At 75.9% G+C, this 19,049-nt stretch carries 20 protein-coding genes; 9 read left to right on the top strand and 11 right to left on the bottom strand.

The window, feature by feature from the left end:
* Positions 1-87 precede the first annotated feature (87 nt).
* From pstS to AB1207_RS23475, 5 genes are all read right to left on the bottom strand, one after another.
* Positions 88-1,203, bottom strand: coding sequence for a phosphate ABC transporter substrate-binding protein PstS (gene pstS, locus AB1207_RS23495; protein WP_367641162.1), 1,116 nt, complete (start codon positions 1,201-1,203; stop codon positions 88-90).
* Positions 1,204-1,437: 234 nt separating this feature from the next.
* The gene (locus AB1207_RS23490) at positions 1,438-2,406 is read right to left on the bottom strand and encodes an NUDIX hydrolase (protein WP_367641161.1); all 969 of its coding nucleotides are present in this window, start codon (positions 2,404-2,406) and stop codon (positions 1,438-1,440) included.
* A gap of 68 nt (positions 2,407-2,474) precedes the next feature.
* Positions 2,475-4,628 carry an RNA degradosome polyphosphate kinase gene (locus AB1207_RS23485; protein ID WP_367641160.1) on the bottom strand — a complete coding sequence of 718 codons (2,154 nt, stop codon included), beginning with the start codon at positions 4,626-4,628 and terminating at the stop codon, positions 2,475-2,477.
* Positions 4,629-4,734: 106 nt separating this feature from the next.
* Complete coding sequence (gene mshD / locus AB1207_RS23480; protein ID WP_367641159.1) at positions 4,735-5,631, bottom strand: mycothiol synthase; 897 nt, start codon at positions 5,629-5,631, stop codon at positions 4,735-4,737.
* Positions 5,628-6,422 carry a winged helix-turn-helix domain-containing protein gene (locus AB1207_RS23475; RefSeq protein ID WP_367641157.1) on the bottom strand — a complete coding sequence of 265 codons (795 nt, stop codon included), beginning with the start codon at positions 6,420-6,422 and terminating at the stop codon, positions 5,628-5,630. The genes mshD and AB1207_RS23475 overlap by 4 nt, the downstream gene beginning before the upstream one ends.
* Positions 6,423-6,660: 238 nt before the next feature.
* Between AB1207_RS23475 and AB1207_RS23470 the strand changes: the two genes are divergently transcribed.
* The 5 genes from AB1207_RS23470 to AB1207_RS23450 all read left to right on the top strand — a co-directional run bounded on the left by AB1207_RS23470 (position 6,661) and on the right by AB1207_RS23450 (position 10,618).
* Positions 6,661-7,479 carry a hypothetical protein gene (locus AB1207_RS23470; RefSeq protein ID WP_367641155.1) on the top strand — a complete coding sequence of 273 codons (819 nt, stop codon included), beginning with the start codon at positions 6,661-6,663 and terminating at the stop codon, positions 7,477-7,479.
* A gap of 195 nt (positions 7,480-7,674) precedes the next feature.
* Positions 7,675-8,256 carry a nitrobindin family protein gene (locus tag AB1207_RS23465; RefSeq protein ID WP_367641153.1) on the top strand — a complete coding sequence of 194 codons (582 nt, stop codon included), beginning with the start codon at positions 7,675-7,677 and terminating at the stop codon, positions 8,254-8,256.
* On the top strand, positions 8,253-8,792 hold the full coding sequence (locus AB1207_RS23460) for a Fur family transcriptional regulator (RefSeq protein ID WP_367641152.1): 540 nt from the start codon (positions 8,253-8,255) through the stop codon (positions 8,790-8,792). Before AB1207_RS23465 ends, AB1207_RS23460 begins: the two co-directional genes overlap by 4 nt.
* On the top strand, positions 8,789-9,907 hold the full coding sequence (gene ygfZ, locus AB1207_RS23455) for a CAF17-like 4Fe-4S cluster assembly/insertion protein YgfZ (protein WP_367641150.1): 1,119 nt from the start codon (positions 8,789-8,791) through the stop codon (positions 9,905-9,907). The genes AB1207_RS23460 and ygfZ overlap by 4 nt, the downstream gene beginning before the upstream one ends.
* 108 nt (positions 9,908-10,015) lie before the next feature.
* Positions 10,016-10,618 carry an RsiG family protein gene (locus AB1207_RS23450; RefSeq protein ID WP_367641149.1) on the top strand — a complete coding sequence of 201 codons (603 nt, stop codon included), beginning with the start codon at positions 10,016-10,018 and terminating at the stop codon, positions 10,616-10,618.
* Between the two features lie 21 nt (positions 10,619-10,639).
* On the opposite strand, the gene AB1207_RS23445 is transcribed toward AB1207_RS23450, so the two are convergent.
* On the bottom strand, positions 10,640-11,134 hold the full coding sequence (locus AB1207_RS23445; protein WP_367641147.1) for a MarR family winged helix-turn-helix transcriptional regulator: 495 nt from the start codon (positions 11,132-11,134) through the stop codon (positions 10,640-10,642).
* 54 nt (positions 11,135-11,188) lie between these two features.
* Between AB1207_RS23445 and AB1207_RS23440 the strand changes: the two genes are divergently transcribed.
* Positions 11,189-12,736, top strand: coding sequence for an FUSC family protein (locus tag AB1207_RS23440; RefSeq protein WP_367641146.1), 1,548 nt, complete (start codon positions 11,189-11,191; stop codon positions 12,734-12,736).
* A gap of 9 nt (positions 12,737-12,745) precedes the next feature.
* A complete protein-coding gene (locus tag AB1207_RS23435; protein ID WP_437179011.1) occupies positions 12,746-13,084 on the top strand; it encodes a DUF2516 family protein in 339 nt (112 codons plus the stop codon).
* A gap of 4 nt (positions 13,085-13,088) precedes the next feature.
* Here AB1207_RS23435 and AB1207_RS23430 read toward each other — a convergent pair whose 3' ends face one another.
* On the bottom strand, positions 13,089-13,412 hold the full coding sequence (locus AB1207_RS23430; protein WP_367641144.1) for a hypothetical protein: 324 nt from the start codon (positions 13,410-13,412) through the stop codon (positions 13,089-13,091).
* An 83-nt stretch (positions 13,413-13,495) separates the two neighbouring features.
* Here AB1207_RS23430 and dtd point away from each other — a divergent pair, with 83 nt between their 5' ends.
* Complete coding sequence (dtd, locus tag AB1207_RS23425; RefSeq protein WP_367641143.1) at positions 13,496-13,921, top strand: D-aminoacyl-tRNA deacylase; 426 nt, start codon at positions 13,496-13,498, stop codon at positions 13,919-13,921.
* On the opposite strand, the gene AB1207_RS23420 is transcribed toward dtd, so the two are convergent.
* From AB1207_RS23420 to AB1207_RS23405, 4 genes are all read right to left on the bottom strand, one after another.
* The gene (locus tag AB1207_RS23420) at positions 13,884-15,008 is read right to left on the bottom strand and encodes an alpha/beta hydrolase (protein ID WP_367641141.1); all 1,125 of its coding nucleotides are present in this window, start codon (positions 15,006-15,008) and stop codon (positions 13,884-13,886) included. The genes dtd and AB1207_RS23420 overlap by 38 nt on opposite strands.
* Before the next feature lie 98 nt (positions 15,009-15,106).
* The gene (locus AB1207_RS23415; protein WP_367641139.1) at positions 15,107-15,739 is read right to left on the bottom strand and encodes a TetR/AcrR family transcriptional regulator; all 633 of its coding nucleotides are present in this window, start codon (positions 15,737-15,739) and stop codon (positions 15,107-15,109) included.
* Entirely contained in the window at positions 15,736-16,812 is a 1,077-nt protein-coding gene (locus AB1207_RS23410) for a LacI family DNA-binding transcriptional regulator (protein WP_367641138.1), read from the bottom strand. The genes AB1207_RS23415 and AB1207_RS23410 overlap by 4 nt, the downstream gene beginning before the upstream one ends.
* Positions 16,813-16,837: 25 nt before the next feature.
* Entirely contained in the window at positions 16,838-17,692 is an 855-nt protein-coding gene (locus tag AB1207_RS23405; RefSeq protein ID WP_437179010.1) for a class I SAM-dependent methyltransferase, read from the bottom strand.
* A gap of 91 nt (positions 17,693-17,783) precedes the next feature.
* Between AB1207_RS23405 and mshA the strand changes: the two genes are divergently transcribed.
* The gene (gene mshA, locus AB1207_RS23400) at positions 17,784-19,040 is read left to right on the top strand and encodes a D-inositol-3-phosphate glycosyltransferase (RefSeq protein WP_367641170.1); all 1,257 of its coding nucleotides are present in this window, start codon (positions 17,784-17,786) and stop codon (positions 19,038-19,040) included.
* Positions 19,041-19,049 lie beyond the last annotated feature (9 nt).

Here is a 19,049-nt window from a genome sequence, read left to right as displayed (position 1 = left end):
ATGGAGGCGAACAGTAATAGCTGCGGCGGGCGGGGGCCCCCCCCCCCCGTTGCGGTCCAGTGCTGCTGCGTGCCGTTCGGGCTCGGGTCAGGCGATGGCCGCGATGGCCGTGCGCACCTTCTCGGAGACCTCGCTGGGCAGCGGAGCGTAGCCGATCTCCTGCAGGCCGGCCTGGGTCTCGTCCTCGGCGAAGTACGTGAGGAAGGACTTCAGCAGCGCGGTCTTCTCGGCGTCCAGGCCCTTCGAGCAGACGATCTCGTAGGTGACGAGGACGATCGGGTAGGCGCCCGACTCCTTCGTCGCGTAGTCGATCTTCAGCGCCAGGTCGTTGCCCTGGCCGGTCTGCGTCGCGGTGGCGATGGTCTTGCCGGCCGACTCCCCGGTCAGCTCGACGGCGCCGGAGCCGTTGTCGATCTTGGCGACGGACAGCTTGTTGTCCTGCGCGTAGGACCACTCGACGTAGGTGATCCCGCCGGAGGCGCCGGCGACGGCCTGCGCGACACCGGCCGAACCCTCGCGGCCCTCGCCCTTGCCGGCCCACTCCTGCGCGCCTTCGGCCGTCCAGGCGTCCGGCGCGACCGCGTGCAGGTACTTGGTGAAGTTCTCCGTCGTGCCGGAACCACCGGTGCGGAAGAACACGCTGATCGGGGTGCTGGGCAGCGTCGCGTTCGGGTTCAGCGCCTTGATGGCCGCGTCGTCCCAGGAGGTGATCTGGCCCTGGAAGATCTTGGCGGCGACTTCGCCGTTGAGCGTGAGGTCGGTGACGCCGTCGAGCTTGTAGGCGATGGCGATGGGGCCGGCGACCATCGGCAGGTCCCACGCCTCGTTGCCCTCGCAGCGGGCCGTCGCGGCGGCGCGCTCCTCGTCCTTCAGGGCGGAGTCCGAGCCGGCCCAGTCGACCTGGCCGGAGGTGAACTGCTTGCGGCCCGCGCCGGAACCCGTCGCGTTGTAGTTGATCTGCGCGTCGGAGCACTGCGCCAGGTAGCCCTGCTGGATGGCCTGGTCGATCGCGTTCTTCTGCGCGCTCGAACCCTCACCGTTCAGCGTGCCGGGCTTGCAGTCGATGGACGCCGCAGACGCGCCGCCGGAGGACGACGCGCTCCCGCCCGGGGTGGTCGTGTTGTTGTCGGATCCGCAGCCGGCCAGGGCGAGGACACCGACAGCAGCGATGCCGATGAGGCGGGAGGACTTCCAGAACGTCACTTCGGTCCCTTTCGAGGATCGTCGCCGGCCGGAGGACTCCCGGCCTGTTCGGACCGGGCGCAACGCCTCGGTCGTTCCGGACGGTAGAGGCGTTGTGTGACGGGGTTCGGCGTCACAGGTGAACGGGACGTGAACCCGGAACGTCCGGTCGTGGACCGGTCATGGGCTGCACCGTGACCGTGAGGTGAACTGGGCCGTTCGGGTGGCTCCCAGGTCCACATGCGTTGCGCTGGTTCAGAACTCGTGGCGCTCGACGGCGACGAGGGTTGCGGTGCCGGGGCCCGTGGACGTCAGGTGGGCCACCACGAGCGCGGCCTTGTCGAGCTTCGCCGTCACCCGCGCGGTCAGGGCGGGGTCCGTCGTGCGCCGCGCGAGGACCTCCTGCAGGTGGGGCAGCACGGGGCCGTGCGAGCACACGACCACCGGCCGCGCAGCCTCCAGCAGGCGCGACACCACGGCCGCCGACCCGTCGGGGTCGTCCCGGAACGCGTGCTCGGTCAGCGCGGGCTCCTCCTGCACCGGCAACCCCGTCAGCTCGGCCGCGGGCAGCACCGTCTGCACGCACCGCGCCCACGGCGAGGTGAGGAGCGCCCGCACGTCGAAGCAGCCGACCAGGGGAGCGAGGTCGCGCGCCTGCGCGTGCCCGCGGTCCAGCAACGGCCTGGAGGCCTCGCCGTCGGCGCCACCGGGCCAGTCCACGCGCTTGACGGCCCGCGCGTGCCGCAGCACGACCAGCGGCCACGTCACCGGCGGGAGCTCGTCCGTCGGCAGCGCCGCGTCGAGGACCGCCACGTCGGCCGGGTACGTCAGCAGGTCCCGGGCCGCGTCCCGGTCGAACCAGCCGACCTCGGTGATCTCGCCGGCGTCGGCCGGCTCGAACACGTCCTCGTCGGCGGGGCCGGCGGCGCGCGCCAGCCAGTAGCGCACGCGCTTGTGCACCCCGTCCGGACCGGCGCCGGGCACCTGGTAGCGCTGCTCGGGCAGCGGGACGCCGAGGTGGACGCGCAGGCCCGTCTCCTCCGCGGTCTCGCGGACGGCGGCGACGGCGGGGTGCTCCCCGGCGTCGAGCTTGCCCTTGGGCCAGGACCAGTCCGCGGTCCGCGTCGCGGTCGCGGGCCGGTGCACGAGCAGGACCTCCGGCCCCGCCTGCCCGGCGCGGACGACGACGCATCCCGCCGCCTCCACGTCCACGGCTCGGTCCACGGCTCGGTCGACGGCTCGGTCCACGGCCCGGTCGGGGGCCGGCGGCCGGGTGGCGGTCCTGGGCGGAGTCACCGACGACGACGTGCGGTGGGGCGGCGGCCGGGCCGGGTGGCGATGATGTGCTCCTGCAGGTCGCGCAGGGGTTCTCCCTCGGAGTCGAGGTGGTGGCGCGTCCACGTCCCGTCGGAGCCCAGGTGCCAGGAACTCGTGGTGTCGGCCATGCAGTCGTCCAGCAGCAGCGAGATCTCCCGGACGTGGCGGGGGTCGGACAGCCGCACGACGGCCTCGACGCGGCGGTCGAGGTTGCGGTGCATCATGTCCGCGCTGCCGATCATGACGACCGGCTCGCCCGCGGAGGCGAACCAGAAGATGCGGCTGTGCTCGAGGAAGCGGCCGAGGATGCTGCGCACCCGGATCGTCTCGGACAGACCGGGGACCCCCGGCTTGAGGGCGCAGATGCCGCGCACGACGACGTCGACCGGGACGCCGGCCGCCGAGGCGCGGTAGAGCGCGTCGATGATCCCCTCGTCGACGATGGAGTTCACCTTGATCTTGACCCCGGCCGGCAGACCCTGACGGGCGTTGTCGATCTCGCGGTCGATCCGGTCGATGAGGCCGGTCCGCAGCGAGCGCGGGGCGACGAGCAGCCGCTTGTACGCCGTCTTCGGCGCGTAGCCGGAGAGCTGGTTGAACAGGCGGGTGAGGTCCTCGCCGACCTGCGGGTCGTCGGTCAGCAACCCCATGTCCTCGTACAGGCGCGCCGTCTTGGGGTTGTAGTTCCCCGTCCCGACGTGGCAGTAGCGCCGCAGGCCGCCCTGCTCCTGCCGCACGACGAGGCTGAGCTTGGCGTGCGTCTTCAGCCCCACGAGGCCGTAGACCACGTGCACCCCGGCCTGTTCGAGCTTGCGCGCCCAGCTGATGTTGGCCTGCTCGTCGAACCGGGCCTTGATCTCGACGAGGGCGAGGACCTGCTTGCCGGCCTCGGCGGCGTCGATGAGGGCGTCGACGATGGGGGAGTCGCCCGAGGTGCGGTAGAGCGTCTGCTTGATGGCCAGGACCTTCGGGTCGGCCGCGGCCTGCTCGAGGAAGGCCTGCACGCTCGTGGAGAACGAGTCGTAGGGGTGGTGCAGCAGCACGTCGCGGTTGCGGATGGCCGCGAACAGGTCGGACGGCTTCGCCGTCTCGGCGCCGTCGGTGAGGTCGCGGTGGGTGCGGGCGACGAACTTCGGGAACTTCAGCTCCGGCCGGTCCAGGTCGGCGATGTCGCCGAGCCCGCGCAGGTCCAGGGGTTCGGGGAGTTCGTAGACCTCCTGCTCGTGCACGCCGAGTTCGCGCACCAGCAGTTCGCGCACCTCGGGGGCGATGTCGGAGGCGACCTCGAGGCGGACGGCGGGGCCGAAGCGGCGGCGCAGCAGTTCCTTCTCCAGCGCCTGCAGCAGGTTCTCGGCGTCGTCCTCCTCGACCTCGAGGTCCTCGTTGCGGGTCACGCGGAAGGTGTGGTGCTGCACGACCTCCATGCCCGGGAACAGCTGGTCGAGGTGTTCGGCGATGACGTCCTCGAGCGGGACGAAGCGCGCCGAGCGCGGGTCGGCCCCGTCGGCGGCCTCGACGGCGACGAACCGCGGCAGCAGCGGCGGCACCTTGACGCGGGCGAAGTGCTCCTTGTCCGTCGTGGGGTTGCGCACGACGACCGCGAGGTTCAGGGACAGGCCCGAGATGTAGGGGAAGGGGTGCGCCGGGTCGACGGCCAGCGGGGTCAGCACCGGGAACACCATGTCCCGGAAGAACCCGTGCAGGCGCACCTGCTCGCTCTGGGCCAGCTCGTCCCAGCGGACGATGGTGATGCCCGCCTCGGCCAGCGCGGGCCGCACCGAGCGCAGGAAGACGTCGGCGTGCCGTTCGGTCAGCTCGTGCGCGCGGACGGCGATGGCGTCCAGGACCTCGCGGGGTTCCAGGCCGCTCGCGGCCGTCACGGCCAGGCCGGTGGCGATGCGGCGCTTGAGGCCCGCGACGCGGACCATGAAGAACTCGTCGAGGTTGTTCGTGAAGATCGACAGGAACCGCGCCCGCTCCAGCAGGTGGGTCGAGGGGTCCTCCGCGAGCTGCAGGACGCGCTCGTTGAACGCCAGCCACGACACCTCGCGGTCGGCGAAGCGGTCCTCGGGCAGGTCGACGGTCTCCTCGACCGGTGTCACAGCGGGGAGAGGTGTCGTGGCCGTCATGGCGATCAGTCTGCCACCGGGCCCGGTCCCTGCCGCGGCGGACGGCCACCCGCTGTGGACGGCCGCGCGAACGGTCGGCGAACGGCCGGTGAACTGTCCCGGCGGGTCAGACGGTGGGGGAGGCGTACTGCACGTCGACGGCCGCGCGCTCGAACCCCAGGCGGGCGTACAGGCGCAGGGCAGGCACGTTGTCCCCGTCGACGTAGAGGTCGACGAGGGCCGGCGGTGCGGGGTCCTGCGCCACGGCCCGCAACCCGCGCACGAGCAGGGCGCGGCCGAGGCCCGCGCCGGCGTGGCCGGGGGCGACGCCCAGGACGTACAGCTCGCCGTGGCCCGCCTCGACCTTCATCCAGCAGAACCCCAGGACGCCCGCGGGCCCCTCGGCGAGCAGCAGCAGCTCCGGGTCGAACCACGCCTCGCCCAGCCGGGCGCGCAGGTCCTCCACCGTCCAGCGGCCCTGCTCGGGGTGCGAGGCGAAGGCCGCGGCGTTGACGGCGACCCAGGCCGCGTCGTCGGCCCCCGGCACGAACGGACGCACGTGCACGCCGTCGGGCAGGGCCGGGACCTCGAGGTCGGCCAGGCCCGCGGTGGGGCGTTCCAGGCGCAGCAGCTCCCGCACCCGGCGCCAGCCGTGCCGGTCGGCCAGGGCGGCCGCGCCCGGGGTGTCGCCGTGCGACCACAGGCGCACCGGTGCGCCGGCGGCGAGGTGCTCGACCTCGGTGAGCAGCGCGGTGCCGTGGCCGTGGCGGCGGTGGTCGGGGTGGACGACCAGCTCGCCCTCGAGGGCGTCGGGCGTCCCCGCGAGCTGCGCGTACCCCGCCAGCGCCCCGTCCCCGCCGCGGCGCAGCAGGTGGTGGACGGCGGGGGAGTCGCCGGTGCCGCGGGCCAGGCGCAGCTCGGCGTCCTCGGACAGGGACGTCGCACCGTCGGTCCGGGAGGCGGCCGCGGCCAGGTCGAGGACCCGGCGGCGGTCCTCCTCGTCCAGGCCCCCAGGCTCCGTCACGAGCGTCGCGCCGCGTCGGCCGCGGACGCCTCGGCGGGCACGTCCGCGGGGCCCGGGACGGACTCCTCGACCGGCTCGTCGCCGGCGCCCAGCCCGTCCTCGAGGTCGCGGCCGGAGGAGACGAAGCGGTACCCCACGTTGCGCACCGTGCCGATGGCGTTCTCGTGCTCGGGACCGAGCTTGGCCCGCAGCCGCCGGACGTGGACGTCGACGGTGCGCGTGCCCCCGAAGTAGTCGTAGCCCCAGACCTCCTGCAGCAGCTGGGCCCGCGTGAACACGCGGCCGGGGTGCTGGGCGAGGTGCTTGAGCAGCTCGAACTCCTTGTACGTGAGGTCGAGCTGGCGGCCCCGGACCCGGGCGGAGTACGCCGCCTCGTCGATGACGACGTCACCGGCGCGGATCTCGACGGACGAGCCGTCCTCGGGGTCCTCCGCGGGCCGGCGCAGGCGTCCGGCGGCCAGCCGCAGGCGGGCGTCGAGCTCGGCGGGGCCGCACGTGTCCAGGACGATGTCGTCGGCGCCCCAGTCCGCCGCCACGACCGCCATCCCGCCCTCGGTGACGACGAGCAGCAACGGCTGTGACAGGCCCGTCGTCCGCAGCAGGCGGCACAGCGAGCGGGCGGCGGCGAGCTCGCGGCGGCCGTCGACCAGGACGGCGTCGGCGGTGGGCTCGTCGACCAGCACCGAGGCCTCGGCCGGCAGGACCCGGACGCTGTGCGGCAGCAGGCCGAGCGCGGGCAGGACCTCGGTGGACGGCGCGAGGGCGTTGGTCAGGACCAGGAGCTGGGCCACGGCTGTCCTGCCCTCCGTTCGCTGCGGGTGTCCGGGTCGGACCGGCCGTGCGCGACGCCCACGAGCGTGCCGGGGCGCGGCGGCGTCGTCGGGCCAACGGGGGTCAGACTACGCGTGTCGTGGAGGTGGACGGACCACCCCGAGCGGGTCCGAGCGCCTCTGGGAGGATCACCGACGTGAGCGACGTCGTGACCGAGCGGACGGGCGCCGGGGCGCCGGGGCTGCGGGTGGGCTCCGCGTGAGCGCCTCCGCGACGGCCACGGCCACCTTCGCCCTCGCCGCCCTCGTGGGGCTGGCCTCCTTCGGCGGGGTGGCCGTCCTCGCGGTCGCCGTCGTCCTGCTCGGCGTCCTCGTGGCCGCCGGCTGGCCCGATCTGCTGGACCTGCCGGCCCGGCGCAGCTCGACCGGCGTCGTCGCCGCCGTGGCCGTCGCCGCGGCGCTCGTCGCGGTGTTCGCCGTGCGGGCCGCGCGCGCCGAGGGGAGCCAGGTCGCCGGGGTGCTCGGGCACCTGCCCGCCGTCGCCGCCCTCGCGCTGCTCGTCGCCTTCGGCCACCAGCTGCTGCGCCGGGACGGCCGGCCCCGGCTCGTCGAGTCGGTCACGGGGGTGGTCACCGCGCAGGCGGTCGTCGTGCTCGGGGCCGCCTGGGTGGCCGTCCCGACGACCTACGCGGGGGCCACGCTCGCGCCGGTCGTCCTCGCCGCGCTCGCCGCGACGAGCGCGGTGGCCGCCACGACGTGGCCGCTGCGGGTCGCCGGACCGGTCAACCTCCTCGTCGGCGCGGCCGTGGGCTGGCTGGCGAGCTCGGTGACGGCGCTGCTGGGCGGCGGTGGGACGACGGCGCTCGTCGGCGGCTCCGCAGCGGTCAGCGAGGGGCGGTGGGCCGTCGCGGGCATCGTGGCCGGGCTCGGCGCCGGCGTCCTCGTCTCGGCGTGGCGCGCCCTGTCCGTCCGGCTGCCCGCCGCGCGCACCCTGCCCGCGGCCTTCGCGGTCGCCGCCGTCCCCGTCGCGCTCGGCGGGGCGGGCGCCTACCTCGTGGGACGCCTCCTGCTGCTCTGAGCCCGGCCTGAGCTCCACGCGGCCGGACGTGAGCCGTCCCACGTCGAGGGGTCCGGGAGGCGTGCCGCCGGTAGGGTCGGGCACGTGCACGCGCTCGAAGTCTTCTTCCTCGTCCTGCTCATCGTGGTGTCGATCGTCATCATGTGGTTCGCGGGCTACGTCGTCTACCGCCTCTTCCAGGGTCAGCGCTGACCCGTGGTCGTCCCCCTGCGCACGGACACCCCGCTCGCCCTCGTCCCGCTGTCCTGGCTGATCGGCCGGTGGGAGGGCGCCGGTGTCCTCGGGCACCCCGCCCGCGGTGAGACCGACCAGCGGTTCGGGCAGGTCGTGGAGTTCAGCCACGACGGCCGCGACTTCCTCAGCTACACGTCGACGACGTGGGCGCTCGACGAGGACGGCCGCACGACCGACCCGCTCGACGTCGAGACGGGGTTCTGGCGGCCGCAGCCGGTCGACCTGTCCACCCCCGCGCCCGCCGACGGGCCGCGACCGGTGGAGCTCGAGGTCCTGCTGACCCACCCCACCGGCGTCGTGGAGGTCCTCGCCGGCACGGCCCGCGGTCCGCGCATCGACCTCAGCACCGACGTCGTGGCCCGCACGACGACGGCGCACGAGTACACGGCCGGCACGCGCATGTACGGCCTCGTCGAGGGCGACCTGCTGTGGGCGCTCGACGTGTCCCTGGAGGGGCACCCGATGCGCAGCTACGCCTCGGCGCGGCTCAAGCGCGTCACCGACGAGCCGACCGACGAGCCGGACGCCCCGCCCGCCCCGTGAACGGGACGTCGGCCCCCGACGTGGACGGGACGTCGGTCCCCGACCTGGACCTGGCGTCGGTCCCCGACGACCTCGGCCCGGCGCTGCACGCGCGCGGGCTGCGCCTGACCCCGCAGCGCCGCAGCGTCCTCGCCGCCGTGCGCGCCCTGGGGCACGCGAGCGCCGAGGAGGTGGCCGCCCACCTCGGGACCCGTGCCGCGGAACAGGGCGGTGCCGCCGGCGGTTGGCGCACGGTGGACCCCTCGACCGTCTACCGGGCGCTGGCGGTCCTGGAGGAGGTCGGGCTCGTCGCCCGCACCCAGATCGACCGGCGGGTGCCGTCGTTCCACCCCGTGGAGCACGGCGGGCACTTGCACCTGGTCTGCGACGGGTGTGGCGCGGTGGCCGAGGCCGACGCCGGGCCCGCGCGTGAACTGGCGGCGGTCGTCCTGTCCCGCAACGACTTCGTCGTGGACACGGGGCACCTGGCTCTCCGGGGCCGGTGCGCCGCGTGCCGCACTCGGCAGGAACAGCAGCACCCGGAGGAGCACCCGTGACCACCCCGACCCAGACCGCCCCGTACCGCTCGCCGCTGCTCGGCGCCCGGGGCGCCGTCGCCGCCGAGGGCCTCGACGCAGGGGTGGCGTGGCACTACGGCGACCCGCACGCGGAGCAGCGTGCCCTCGTGCGCGGTGAGGCCGTCGTCGACCAGTCGCACCGCGGGGTCCTGCGGCTCGCCGGCCCGGACCGGCTGTCCTGGCTGCACAGCATCACGACGCAGGCGCTCACGGGCCTGCCCGCGGGGGTGTCCACCGAGACGCTGGTCCTGAGCCCCACCGGGCGCATCGAGCACGCCGTGCACCTCCTCGACGACGGCGAGGCCACGTGGCTGACGCTCGAACCCGGGCAGGTCGACGGGCTGCGCACCTGGCTGGAGCGGATGCGCTTCATGCTCCGCGTCGAGATCGAGGACGTCACCGACCGGTTCGCCGTCCTGGGCGAGCCGGACCGTTCGCCGGAGTCCCCCCGGGGCCTCGTGTGGGTCGACCCGTGGCCCGGGGCGACGCCGCTGGCCGAGGGGGGCAGCGCGGACACCGCGAGCTACGCGGCCGTCTCCACGCTCGAGCACCCGGGCGCCGAGCGGCCCTGGCGCGAGGTCCTCGTGCCGCGCGGGGAGCTCGCGGCCGCCGTCGGCGAGCGCCGACTGGCCGGCACCTGGGCTGCGGAGGCGCTGCGCGTGGAGGCCTGGCGGCCCCGGCTGGGCCGGGAGACCGACGAGCGCTCCATCCCGCACGAGCTGGACTGGCTGCGCACCGCCGTCCACCTGCACAAGGGCTGCTACCGCGGGCAGGAGACGGTGGCGAAGGTCCACAACCTGGGGCGGCCGCCGCGGCGCCTCGTCCTGCTGCACCTCGACGGTTCCTCGCACGACCTGCCGTCGCCCGGGGACGCCGTCGTCGACCCCGCCGCGGGGGACCGGCGCGTCGGGCACGTGACGACGGCGGCGCGGCACCACGAGCTCGGGCCCGTGGCCCTGGCCGTGGTCAAGCGGTCGCTGCCGGCCGACGCCCAGCTCGTCGCGCTCGCGGGGTCGCGGACGACGGACGGGACGTCCGACGGTGAGACGCCGCGGCGCATCGCCGCAGCGCAGGAGACCGTCGTCGCCCCGTGAGGTCGCGAGGGCTCCTGCACGGACCCTCCCGGTGGGTCATACTCTGCGAAGCGCACGCTTGGTAGTCGTACGCGTGCTGTGAGTTGTACTCGAGCCGGGGGAGGCGTCGTGGACGAGCGCGGGGACGAGCAGGTCAGCGGGTACCAGGCGGGGGGACGGCGGGCGCTCGACAAGGTCCTGGCCCCGGAGTTCCTCGCCGGCCTGCAGGACATGGACCTCGAGACGCTGCGGGAGCACCGCACGGTCGCCGAGCAGGAGGAGGCCGACCTCTCCTACGCCCGCCGGCTCATCCAGGGACGGCTGGACCTGCTGGGTGCGGAGGAGGACCGTCGCGCCGGGTCGGACGGCGCCGCCGACGTCCGGCACGCGCGCTCGGACGCCGAGCTCGTCGCCAAGCTCACCGACGTCCTGGCCGACCCGCGCCGCACCGACCACGGCATGGGGCGCTTCACGTCCGTGGAGCCGTCGCGCGTGGGGGAGCACCGACGTCGCGCCGAGCTGGCGGTCGCCGACCCGCACCTGTCCGACCTGTCGGCGATGGACGACACGCAGCTGGCCAACGCCCGCCAGCGCCTCGTCGCGCTCGAGCAGGAGCTGTCCGCCGACCGGCACCGCGTCCAGGAGGCCATGGACGCGTGCACGGACGAGATCACCCGCCGCTACCGCGACGGGGTCGTCTCCGTCGAGGACGCGCTGCGCAGCGCGCGCTGATCCGCGGGGGCCGTCCCGGCGTCAGACGCCGTGCTCGGCCAGCAGGACCCCCAGCGCCTCGCTCGCCGCAGTGCGCTGGTCCGCGGTCAGCGCCGCCGCGAAGGCGCGCTCGGCCGCCAGCAGCTGGGGCAGGACGCGGTCGACGAGCGCGGTGCCCGAGGGGGTCAGCGACAGCCGCGTGACCCGGCCGTCGCGCTCGTCGGGCGTGCGCTGCAGGTGGCCGACGCTCGTGAGGTGGTCGAGGCGCTTCGTCGTGGCCGCACCCGAGGCGAGCGTCGCGGCCGCGATGCCGGTCGGGGTCAGGGGTGTGCGCCCGGCCCGCCGGACGGCGCTGAGGACGTCGAACTCGGGGCGCGTCAGGCCCTCGGCCCGCACGACGGGCTCGGTGGCCCGGGCCAGGGCGGCCGCGACGAGGCGCAGCCGTCCCGTGAGGGCCATGGGTGTCGTGTCGAGGTCGGGGTGCAGGGCCGCCCACTCGGCGCGGGCCACGTCGACCGGGTCGTCGGAGGTGCTCACGGGGTGATCCTGGCACAAGTGCTTCGCAGGTGAAACACCTGCTAAGTTGATGGGGTGACCTTGCGTGCCCACCTGCTCCGAGCCGTCCGCGGGTGGTCGCGCATCACCCCCGGTGCGCACCCCTGGTGGGCCGCCGGCACCGCCACCGTCGCGCTCGGGCTGCCGCTGGCCGTGACGATGGCCGCCGACGTCCCGCTCCTGGCCGCGCCCGCCACCTTCGGGGCGCTGGCCAACCTCTACGGCCGGCACGAGACGTACGCGCGGCGCTGGCGGACGCAGGCGTGGACCGGGCTCGGCCTGGTGCTCGCCGTCCTGGCCGGGGCCACCAGCGCGGTCCTGCCCCTGGACGGGTGGGCCGACGTGGTGGTCCCCGCCCTCGTCGTCGCGCTGGTCGCGGCCGTGGCCAAGTTCGTCACCGACGCCGTCCGGACGGGCCCGCCCGCCGGACTCATCCCGGTCTTCGCGGCCGGCACGCTGAGCGCCGAACCCCTGCGGACGTCCGACCTGCCCGCCGTCGTGGCCGTCACCGTCGCCTGCGCGGCCCTGGGGGTCGCGCTGTCCAGCGCCGCCGGCTTGTGGCGCCCCGACGGTCCCGAACGGCAGGCCGTCGCCCGCGCGGTCGTGGCCGTCCTGGGGGCGACGGGTGTCCCGGGGGACGCCTCCGCCCGGCACCGCGCGACGGTCGCCGTCCACGCGGCCTGGGACGTCCTGGGCCCGCGCGCGGCGGGTCCGCTGGGCGCGTGGCTCGCCCACGCCGAGCGGGTCGTGCACGCCGGGGCCGAGGAGCGCCCGCTGCGCCTGCTGCTCGTCGCCCTGCCCGGCCGCCGGCCGCTGCCCGTGGCGCCCGCCGGTCCGGTGCCTTCCCCGCAGCCCTGGCCCCGGCGCCGGGTGGTCGGCGCGCTGCGCGGGGCCGGCCACCTGCGGGTGCCCGCCCTGCGCGTGGGGCTGGCCTGCGCCGCGGTGGTGCTCGTGGCGGCCGCGCTGGGGCTCGGGCACGTCTACTGGGCCGCCGTCGGGGCGGCCGCCGTCCTGCAGTCCCCGTCGGCCGGGGTCACCGTCCAGCGCGGGGTGCAGCGCGGTGCCGGGACGGTCGTCGGGGTGCTCCTGGCGGCCGGGCTCGTGACGCTGGCGACCGACGACGTGCGGCTGTGGCTGCTGACGCTGGCGTGCATGTTCGCCGTCGAGTTCTGCATGCCGCGCAACTACGCGCTCGGCACGGTCGCCATCACGGGGCTCTCGCTGCTGCTGACCCGGCTGGGGACCTCGGGGGCGGGCCTGGGCGGTCTCGTCCGGGACCGTCTGGCCGACACCGCGCTCGGCGTGGTGGCCGCGGTCGTCGTCGCGCTCGTCGTCCGGAACCGCTCGGCGGTGCGCGCCCTCGACGGCGCCCTCGCCGACCTGGACGCCGCGCAGGACGTGGGGGCCCTGCGGGGGCGGCTCGTCGCCGTCGCCGAGGCGCGCGCCCGGGTGTCGGACGACGACTGGCGCCTGCCCGCGCCGCGCGCCGCGGCCGACGGGGAGCAGGACGCCTACCGCCGGCTGGGGGACCTGCTGGGCTCCGACCGCGGTGATCGCGGAACTCTCGCGGGCCCTCGCCCGTAGTCTTCTGGTGTGTTGAGCGCGCTGAACAGCCTGCAGTCCGGTGTCCTGCTGCTCCTGGGGGTCGCGGCGTTCGGTCTGGAGGTGTGGGCGCTCGTGGACTGCCTGCGCCGCCCGGCGGGCGCGTTCGTCGCCGCCGGCAAGCGGACCAAGACCTTCTGGACGGTCATCGTGGCCGTGGCCGCGGCCGTCGGCTTCGTGTCGGTCTTCTCCGTCCTCGGCCTCTTCGGCATCATCGCCGTCGTCGGTGCCGCCGTGTACCTCGTCGACGTGCGGCCGGCCGTGCGCCAGTACGGCGGTGGCCCGCGTCGCGACGACCGCGGGAACTCGGGGCCCTACGGCCCCTGGTGAGCCCTCACCGGGCGGGCAGCGTGCCCGTCCGGCCCCGGCCGGAGGAGCGGCGGACGAGCCGCCACGCGCACCGGCCCAGCGTCAGAAGCGCCACCAGCACGGCCGCGACCGAGAGCAGGTCGGCCTCGGTGAACCCCCGGTCCAGCGTCCAGCTGTGCAGGACACGGCCCTCGACGGGCTGGTTGACGCGCGACCAGATCGCGGCCAGCAGTCCCAGCACGAGGGCGACGTCCACCCGCGGCCGCCACAGCGCCCCCAGCCCGCAGACCCCGACGGCGAGCAGGGTGAGCGGGATGACCACGGGGGCGTCGAGCAGGGTGTGCAGCACCGGTCGATGGTAGGTCGGCCACCCTGCCGCAGCGTGAGGTTCACCCCCCGTCCACCGGACCACCACCCGTGAGGAGCAGTGACGTGCGAGCCGTCGTCCAGCGGGTCACCCGCGCCAAGGTCACCGTCGGTGAGGAGGTCGTCGGCGAGATCACCGAGCCGGGGCTGCTCGTCCTCCTCGGCGCCACCCACGACGACGGGCCCGCCCAGGTGGAGCTCGTCGCCCGCAAGATCGCCCAGCTGCGGATCCTGCGCGAGGAGCGCGCCGCCGTCGACGTCGGCGCCCCCGTCCTGCTCGTCAGCCAGTTCACCCTCTACGGCGACACCCGCAAGGGCCGTCGCCCGACGTGGAACGCGGCCGCCCCCGGCCCCGTCGCCGAACCCCTCGTCAAGGCCGTCGGCGCGGCGCTGCGCGGGCACGGGCTGCGCGTGGAGACCGGCCGGTTCGGGGCCGACATGGCCGTCGAGCTCGTCAACGACGGGCCGACGACGATCTGGCTGGAGGCCTGACCTCCTCCTGCCCGGCCTCCCCCCGGGCGGCCACGGAGTCCCGGAACGCGGCGCCGGCGTGCCGCAGCGCCGCCCGGGCCTGCGGTGTGACCCCGCAGGCGTTGACGAAGCCGTGGACCTGCCCGGTGTGCTCGACGAGGCGGACCGGGACGCCGTCGGCCTGCAGTCGGGCGGCCAGCTCGGCCCCCTCGTCGCGCAGGACGTCGAACCCCGCGACGGCCACGTAGGCGGGCGCCGACCGCGCGAGGTCAGGGGTCAGGAGCGGGGAGACCCGCGGGTCGTCCGCCGGGGCCCCGGCCAGGTAGTGCCGGGCGTACCAGTGCATCTGCGCCCGCGACAGGAAGTACCCCTCGCCGAAGAGCGCGTAGGACCGGCGCTCGCGGGTCAGGTCGGCCACCGGGAACAGCAGCAGCTGGTGCGCCGGACCCCCGGCGTCGTCGTCCCGCGTGAGGGCCGCGGTGACGGTCGCGAGGTTGCCGCCGGCGCTCTCCCCGCCCACGCCCACGCGGTGCGCGGACGTCCCGAACAGCGCGGCGTGGTCGCGGACCCAGCGGAACACGTCGACGGCGTCGTGCACCGCGGCGGGGAACGGGTGCTCGGGGGCCAGCCGGTAGTCGACCGAGACGACGGTCGCGCCCGTGGCCACCGCGAGCTCGCGGCAGGCCGCATCGGTGCTGTCGAGCGAGCCGAGGACCCACCCGCCGCCGTGGAACCACACGAGCGCTCCCGTCGCCGGCTCGGACCGGTCGGCGCGGTAGGTGCGGACCCGCACGCGCCCGTCCCGCGTCGGCACCAGCAGCTCGGTCACTTCCTCCAGGGCCGTCCGGGCCCCGAACGTCCACGCCTCGCGGTCGAGGTGGCGCCGGGCCCGGGGGACGGGCCACTCCTCGAACCGGGCCCCCGGCGTCGCGTTGAGGACGCGCAACGTGAGCTGGACCGCCGGGTCCAGCGCGCGGCCCTCGACGACCACCGGTCGGCCGGCGAGGACGCGCAGGACGGGGGCGGGCAGGGCGCCGAGGGCGCGCGCCCCCCGTCGCAGGAGGCGGTCGGTGGCGGTGGGGCGGTCGGGTCGGGGGGTCGCAGGCACGGGACGTCCTCTCGTCGTCGAGTGGCGGGCCCCGTCATGGTGGCACGGCCGTCCAGCTCCTCGGGCGAGAATCGGCCATCGAGAGCGGATCCGTGCTTTTACTGGGACGGCTGTACCACTCCGGCGTCCGTCATCGCCAGGACCGAGAACCCCAGGACCAGGGCGCGCAACGACCGGGCCAGCTCCGCCGACCGGTCCGGCGCCGGGTCCGCGATGCGGTGCAGGGCCGCCCCGTCGAGCAGGGCCACCACGGCGGCCGCCGCGGCGGGGTCGTGGACGCCGGCGGCGCGCAGGGTCGCGCGGGCGAGGTCGCGCGTCTCCTGCAGCAGACCGCGGACGTGACGCCGCAGCGTCTCCGAGCGCGGCGCCGACAGGTACGCCTCGAACTGCGCCGCGGTGCTCTCGGCGGACTGCTCCCGCACGAGCCCGACGAACCCGTCGACGGCCGCGGCCGGGGTGAGCCCGTCGGTCTCGAGCCGCTCCCGGAACGCGCGCAACCGCGCGAGCTCGGTCTCCACCGCGTGCACGACGGCCTCCCCGACCATCTCCTCCAGCGAGGTGAAGTAGTGCGTCGTCGACGCCAGCGGCACCCCGGCGCGCTCGGCGACCGCGCGGTGGCTGACCCCGGCGACGCCCCGTTCGGCGACGAGGGCGATGGTCGCGGTCAGGAGCAGCTCGCGACGGGCCCGTCCCCGCGCCCGCGAGCCCGGACCGGCGCTCGCCCCGCTCACCCGCCCGCCGCCGGTGCCGCCGGTGCCCCCGGTGCTGTCGTCCCGCGCACGACGAGGCGGTGCGGCTCGGTGACGCTCACCTCGCTGCTGCGGCCCAGCACGACCTCCAGCAGCAGGCGGGCGCTGCGGGCGCCGTCGGCGACGACGTCGCGGTGCAGGCAGCTGATGGCCGGGCTCGCCAGCCGGCACAGCATCGAGTCCTCCCCGGCGACCACGGCGAGGTCCTCCGGGACCCGCACGCCCAGGCTCGCGCGTTCGGCCACGACGGCGGCCGCCATCACGTCGTTGTCGTAGACGACCGCGGTGGGGGGCCGGGCGCCGGCGAGCAGCTCCCGGGTCGCGGCCAGCCCGCCCGCGGAGGTGTAGTCCGCGACGACGACGGGTGCCGCCCGCCCCAGGGCCGAGCGCGTGACCTCCGCCCACGCGATGTCCCGGCGGCGCGTGTGCAGGAACTCGCGCGGACCCGCGACCCGGGCCAGCCGCCGGTGCCCCTGGGCCACGAGGTGGTCGACGACCTCGACGAAGGACTGGCGTTCGGTCTCCACCGACAGGGCGAGCTGCGCGCCGTCGGGCATCCGGTCGTCGATGCCGGCCCGCAGGGCGCACGGGATCCCGAGCTCGGTCACGAGCGCGACCCGCGGGTCCTCGACGCGCAGGTCGGTGAGGACGACACCGTCCACCCGCCGCTCGCCCCACCAGTCCCGCAGCACCTCGACGGCGGCGTCCACGTCCGGGACGACGCTGAGCAGCAGGGACAGCCCCTCACGGGCCAGGACGCTCTCCATCCCCGCGATGAACCGCATGTAGTACGGCTCCTCCTCCAGGAGGTGCACGTCGCGCGCGACGGCCAGCCCGACGGCCCCGGCCCGGGCGCGGGACAGCGAGCGGGCGGCCGCGCTCGGTCGCCAGCCGAGCTCGGTGGCGGTCGCGCGGATGCGCGCGCGCGTCTCCTCCGAGACCCCCGGCAGGTCGTTGAGCGCGTAGGAGACCGAGGCCTTGGACACGCCCGCCACGCGGGCGATGTCGCGGATGGTGGGCCGGGCGCCGACGGCGCCCTCGGTCGTCCGTGGCACCGGACCTCCTCGCTCGTTCAGCCGATCATGCCGGACCCCGGCGGGGCGCGACGCACGTCCAGGACACCGTCAGCTCCCCGAGCCGCCACCGCGCGGCGGAGTCCAGCACGGGCCAGTCCCGGGCCAGCTCCCGGCACGTCGCGATCCACCGCTGCCGCAGCCCGAACGTGCCCGCCGGCGCGGCCCGCGCCCACGCCGCGTCGGCCGCCCGCAGCAGGTCGTGGACGCCCTCGCCGGGGACGTTGCGGTGGATGAGCGCCTTGGGCAGCCGCTCGGCCACGGCCGACGGCGCGGGCAGGCCGGCCAGCCGGACCGAGAGCGTCAGCGAGACCGGCCCCGCCTCGCGTTCCAGGGCGACCCACGTCGCCCGCCGGCCCAGCTCGTCGCACGTCCCGTCCACGAGCAGACCACCGCCCGCGAGCCGGTCGCGCAGCCGGTCCCACGTCGCCTCGACCTCCTCGGTCTCGTACTGCCGCAGCACGTTGAACGCGCGGACCAGCACGGGGTCGCCGTCGGTGGGGACCTCGAAGCCGCCGACGGCGAACTCCGGCGGGTCGGGCAGGTGGGCCACGGCGGCGCGGGCCGTGACGACGCGCTCCGGGGCGATCTCCAGACCCACGACGCGCACGTCCGGCCGGACCCGGCGCAGCCAGCGCTGCAGGTCCGTCACCGTCACCGCCGACGCGCCGTAGCCGAGGTCGACGACGAGGGGGTCGCCCGCCCGCCGCAGCCGCGGCGCCTGCGTCTGGGCCAGCCAGCGCTCCACGCGGCGCAGCCGGTCCGGACCCGTGGTCCCGCGGGTCACGGCACCCACCGCTCCAGCGCCCGAGCCGACCCCCGGACCGCCCGAGCGGACGCGGGAGGCAGACTGCCGGGGCACGTGGGGACACTACTGGCGGGCAGCGACGGCAGGGCAGCGAGCCGGGAGGCAGTGCGTGGGGAAGGGCGTGGGGAAGGTCTCGCGGGTGGCGATGGTGTCGGTGCACACCTCACCGCTGGCCCAACCCGGCACCGGAGACGCCGGCGGCATGAACGTCTACGTCCTGGAGCTGGCCCGGGAACTGGCCCGCCGCGACGTCGAGGTCGAGGTCTTCACGCGCCGCACGAGCTCTGACCAGCCGCCCGTCGCCGAGGACCCCGGCGGGCGGGGCGGCGTGCGGGTGCGGCACGTCGCCGCGGGCCCGTACGAGGGCCTGGCCAAGGAGGACCTGCCCGGCCAGCTGTGCGCGTTCACCGCCGGGGTGCTGCACACCGGCGCCCGGCACTCCGAGCACCACTACGACGTCGTGCACTCGCACTACTGGCTCTCCGGCCAGGTCGGCTGGCTCACGGCCGACCGCTGGGACGTCCCGCTCGTGCACTCGATGCACACCATGGCCAAGGTGAAGAACGCGGCGCTCGCGGACGGGGACACCCCCGAACCGGCGGGCCGGGTCATCGGCGAGCAGCAGGTCGTCGACGCCGCGGACCGCATCGTGGCCAACACCGCCGCCGAACGCGACGAGCTCGTCGGGCTCTACGGCGCCGACCCCGCGAAGGTGGTCGTCGTCCCACCCGGCGTGGACCTCGCCACCTTCCGCCCCGAGCCCGGCCGTGCCGCCTCGCGCGAACGCCTGGGACTGCCCGCGGACGCCGACGTCCTGCTGTTCGTCGGGCGCATCCAGCCGCTGAAGGCCCCCGACCTGCTCGTGCGCGCGGCCGCGGAGCTGCTGCGGCGGCAGCCCTGGCGCCGCGAGCGCCTGCGCGTCGTCGTGCTCGGCGGGCCCAGCGGATCGGGGACGGCGCACCCGGAGTCCCTCGCCGACCTCGTCGACGGGCTCGGCCTGACCGACGTCGTCACGCTCGCCCCGCCGACCCCGCGGGCCGAGCTCGCCGACCACTACCGGGCCGCCGACCTCGTCACCGTCCCCTCCCACAACGAGTCCTTCGGCCTCGTCGCCCTCGAGGCCCAGGCCTGCGGGACCCCGGTGGTCGCCGCGGCCGTCGGTGGGCTGCGCACGGCCGGCGACGCCGACCCCCTCTCGGGGACGGGCGCCCTCGTGCCCGACCACGACCCGGGGACGTGGGCCGGGGTGCTCGCCGGCCTGCTCGACGACCCGGCCCGGCGGGCCGCGATGGGGGAGCGGGCCGCCCGCCGCGCCCGCGGGTTCGGCTGGGGCGCCACGGCCGAGGCGACGCTGGACGTGTACGCGCGGGCGCTGGCCGAGCGGGCGGGGGCCCCTCGGTAGGGTTGGTCC

Source organism: Kineococcus endophyticus, assembly GCF_040796495.1.
GTDB lineage: Bacteria > Actinomycetota > Actinomycetes > Actinomycetales > Kineococcaceae > Kineococcus > Kineococcus endophyticus.
The sequence above is the reverse complement of the archived record's forward strand: the minus strand, read 5'-3'. Positions and strand labels throughout refer to the sequence as shown.

Bases quoted from the DNA above. Each gene is read 5' to 3' on its own strand.
- AB1207_RS23485 (WP_367641160.1), bottom strand. From the start codon at position 4,628: ATGACGGCCACGACACCTCTCCCCGCTGTGACACCGGTCGAGGAGACC.
- mshA (WP_367641170.1), top strand. From the start codon at position 17,784: ATGGTGTCGGTGCACACCTCACCGCTGGCCCAACCCGGCACCGGAGAC.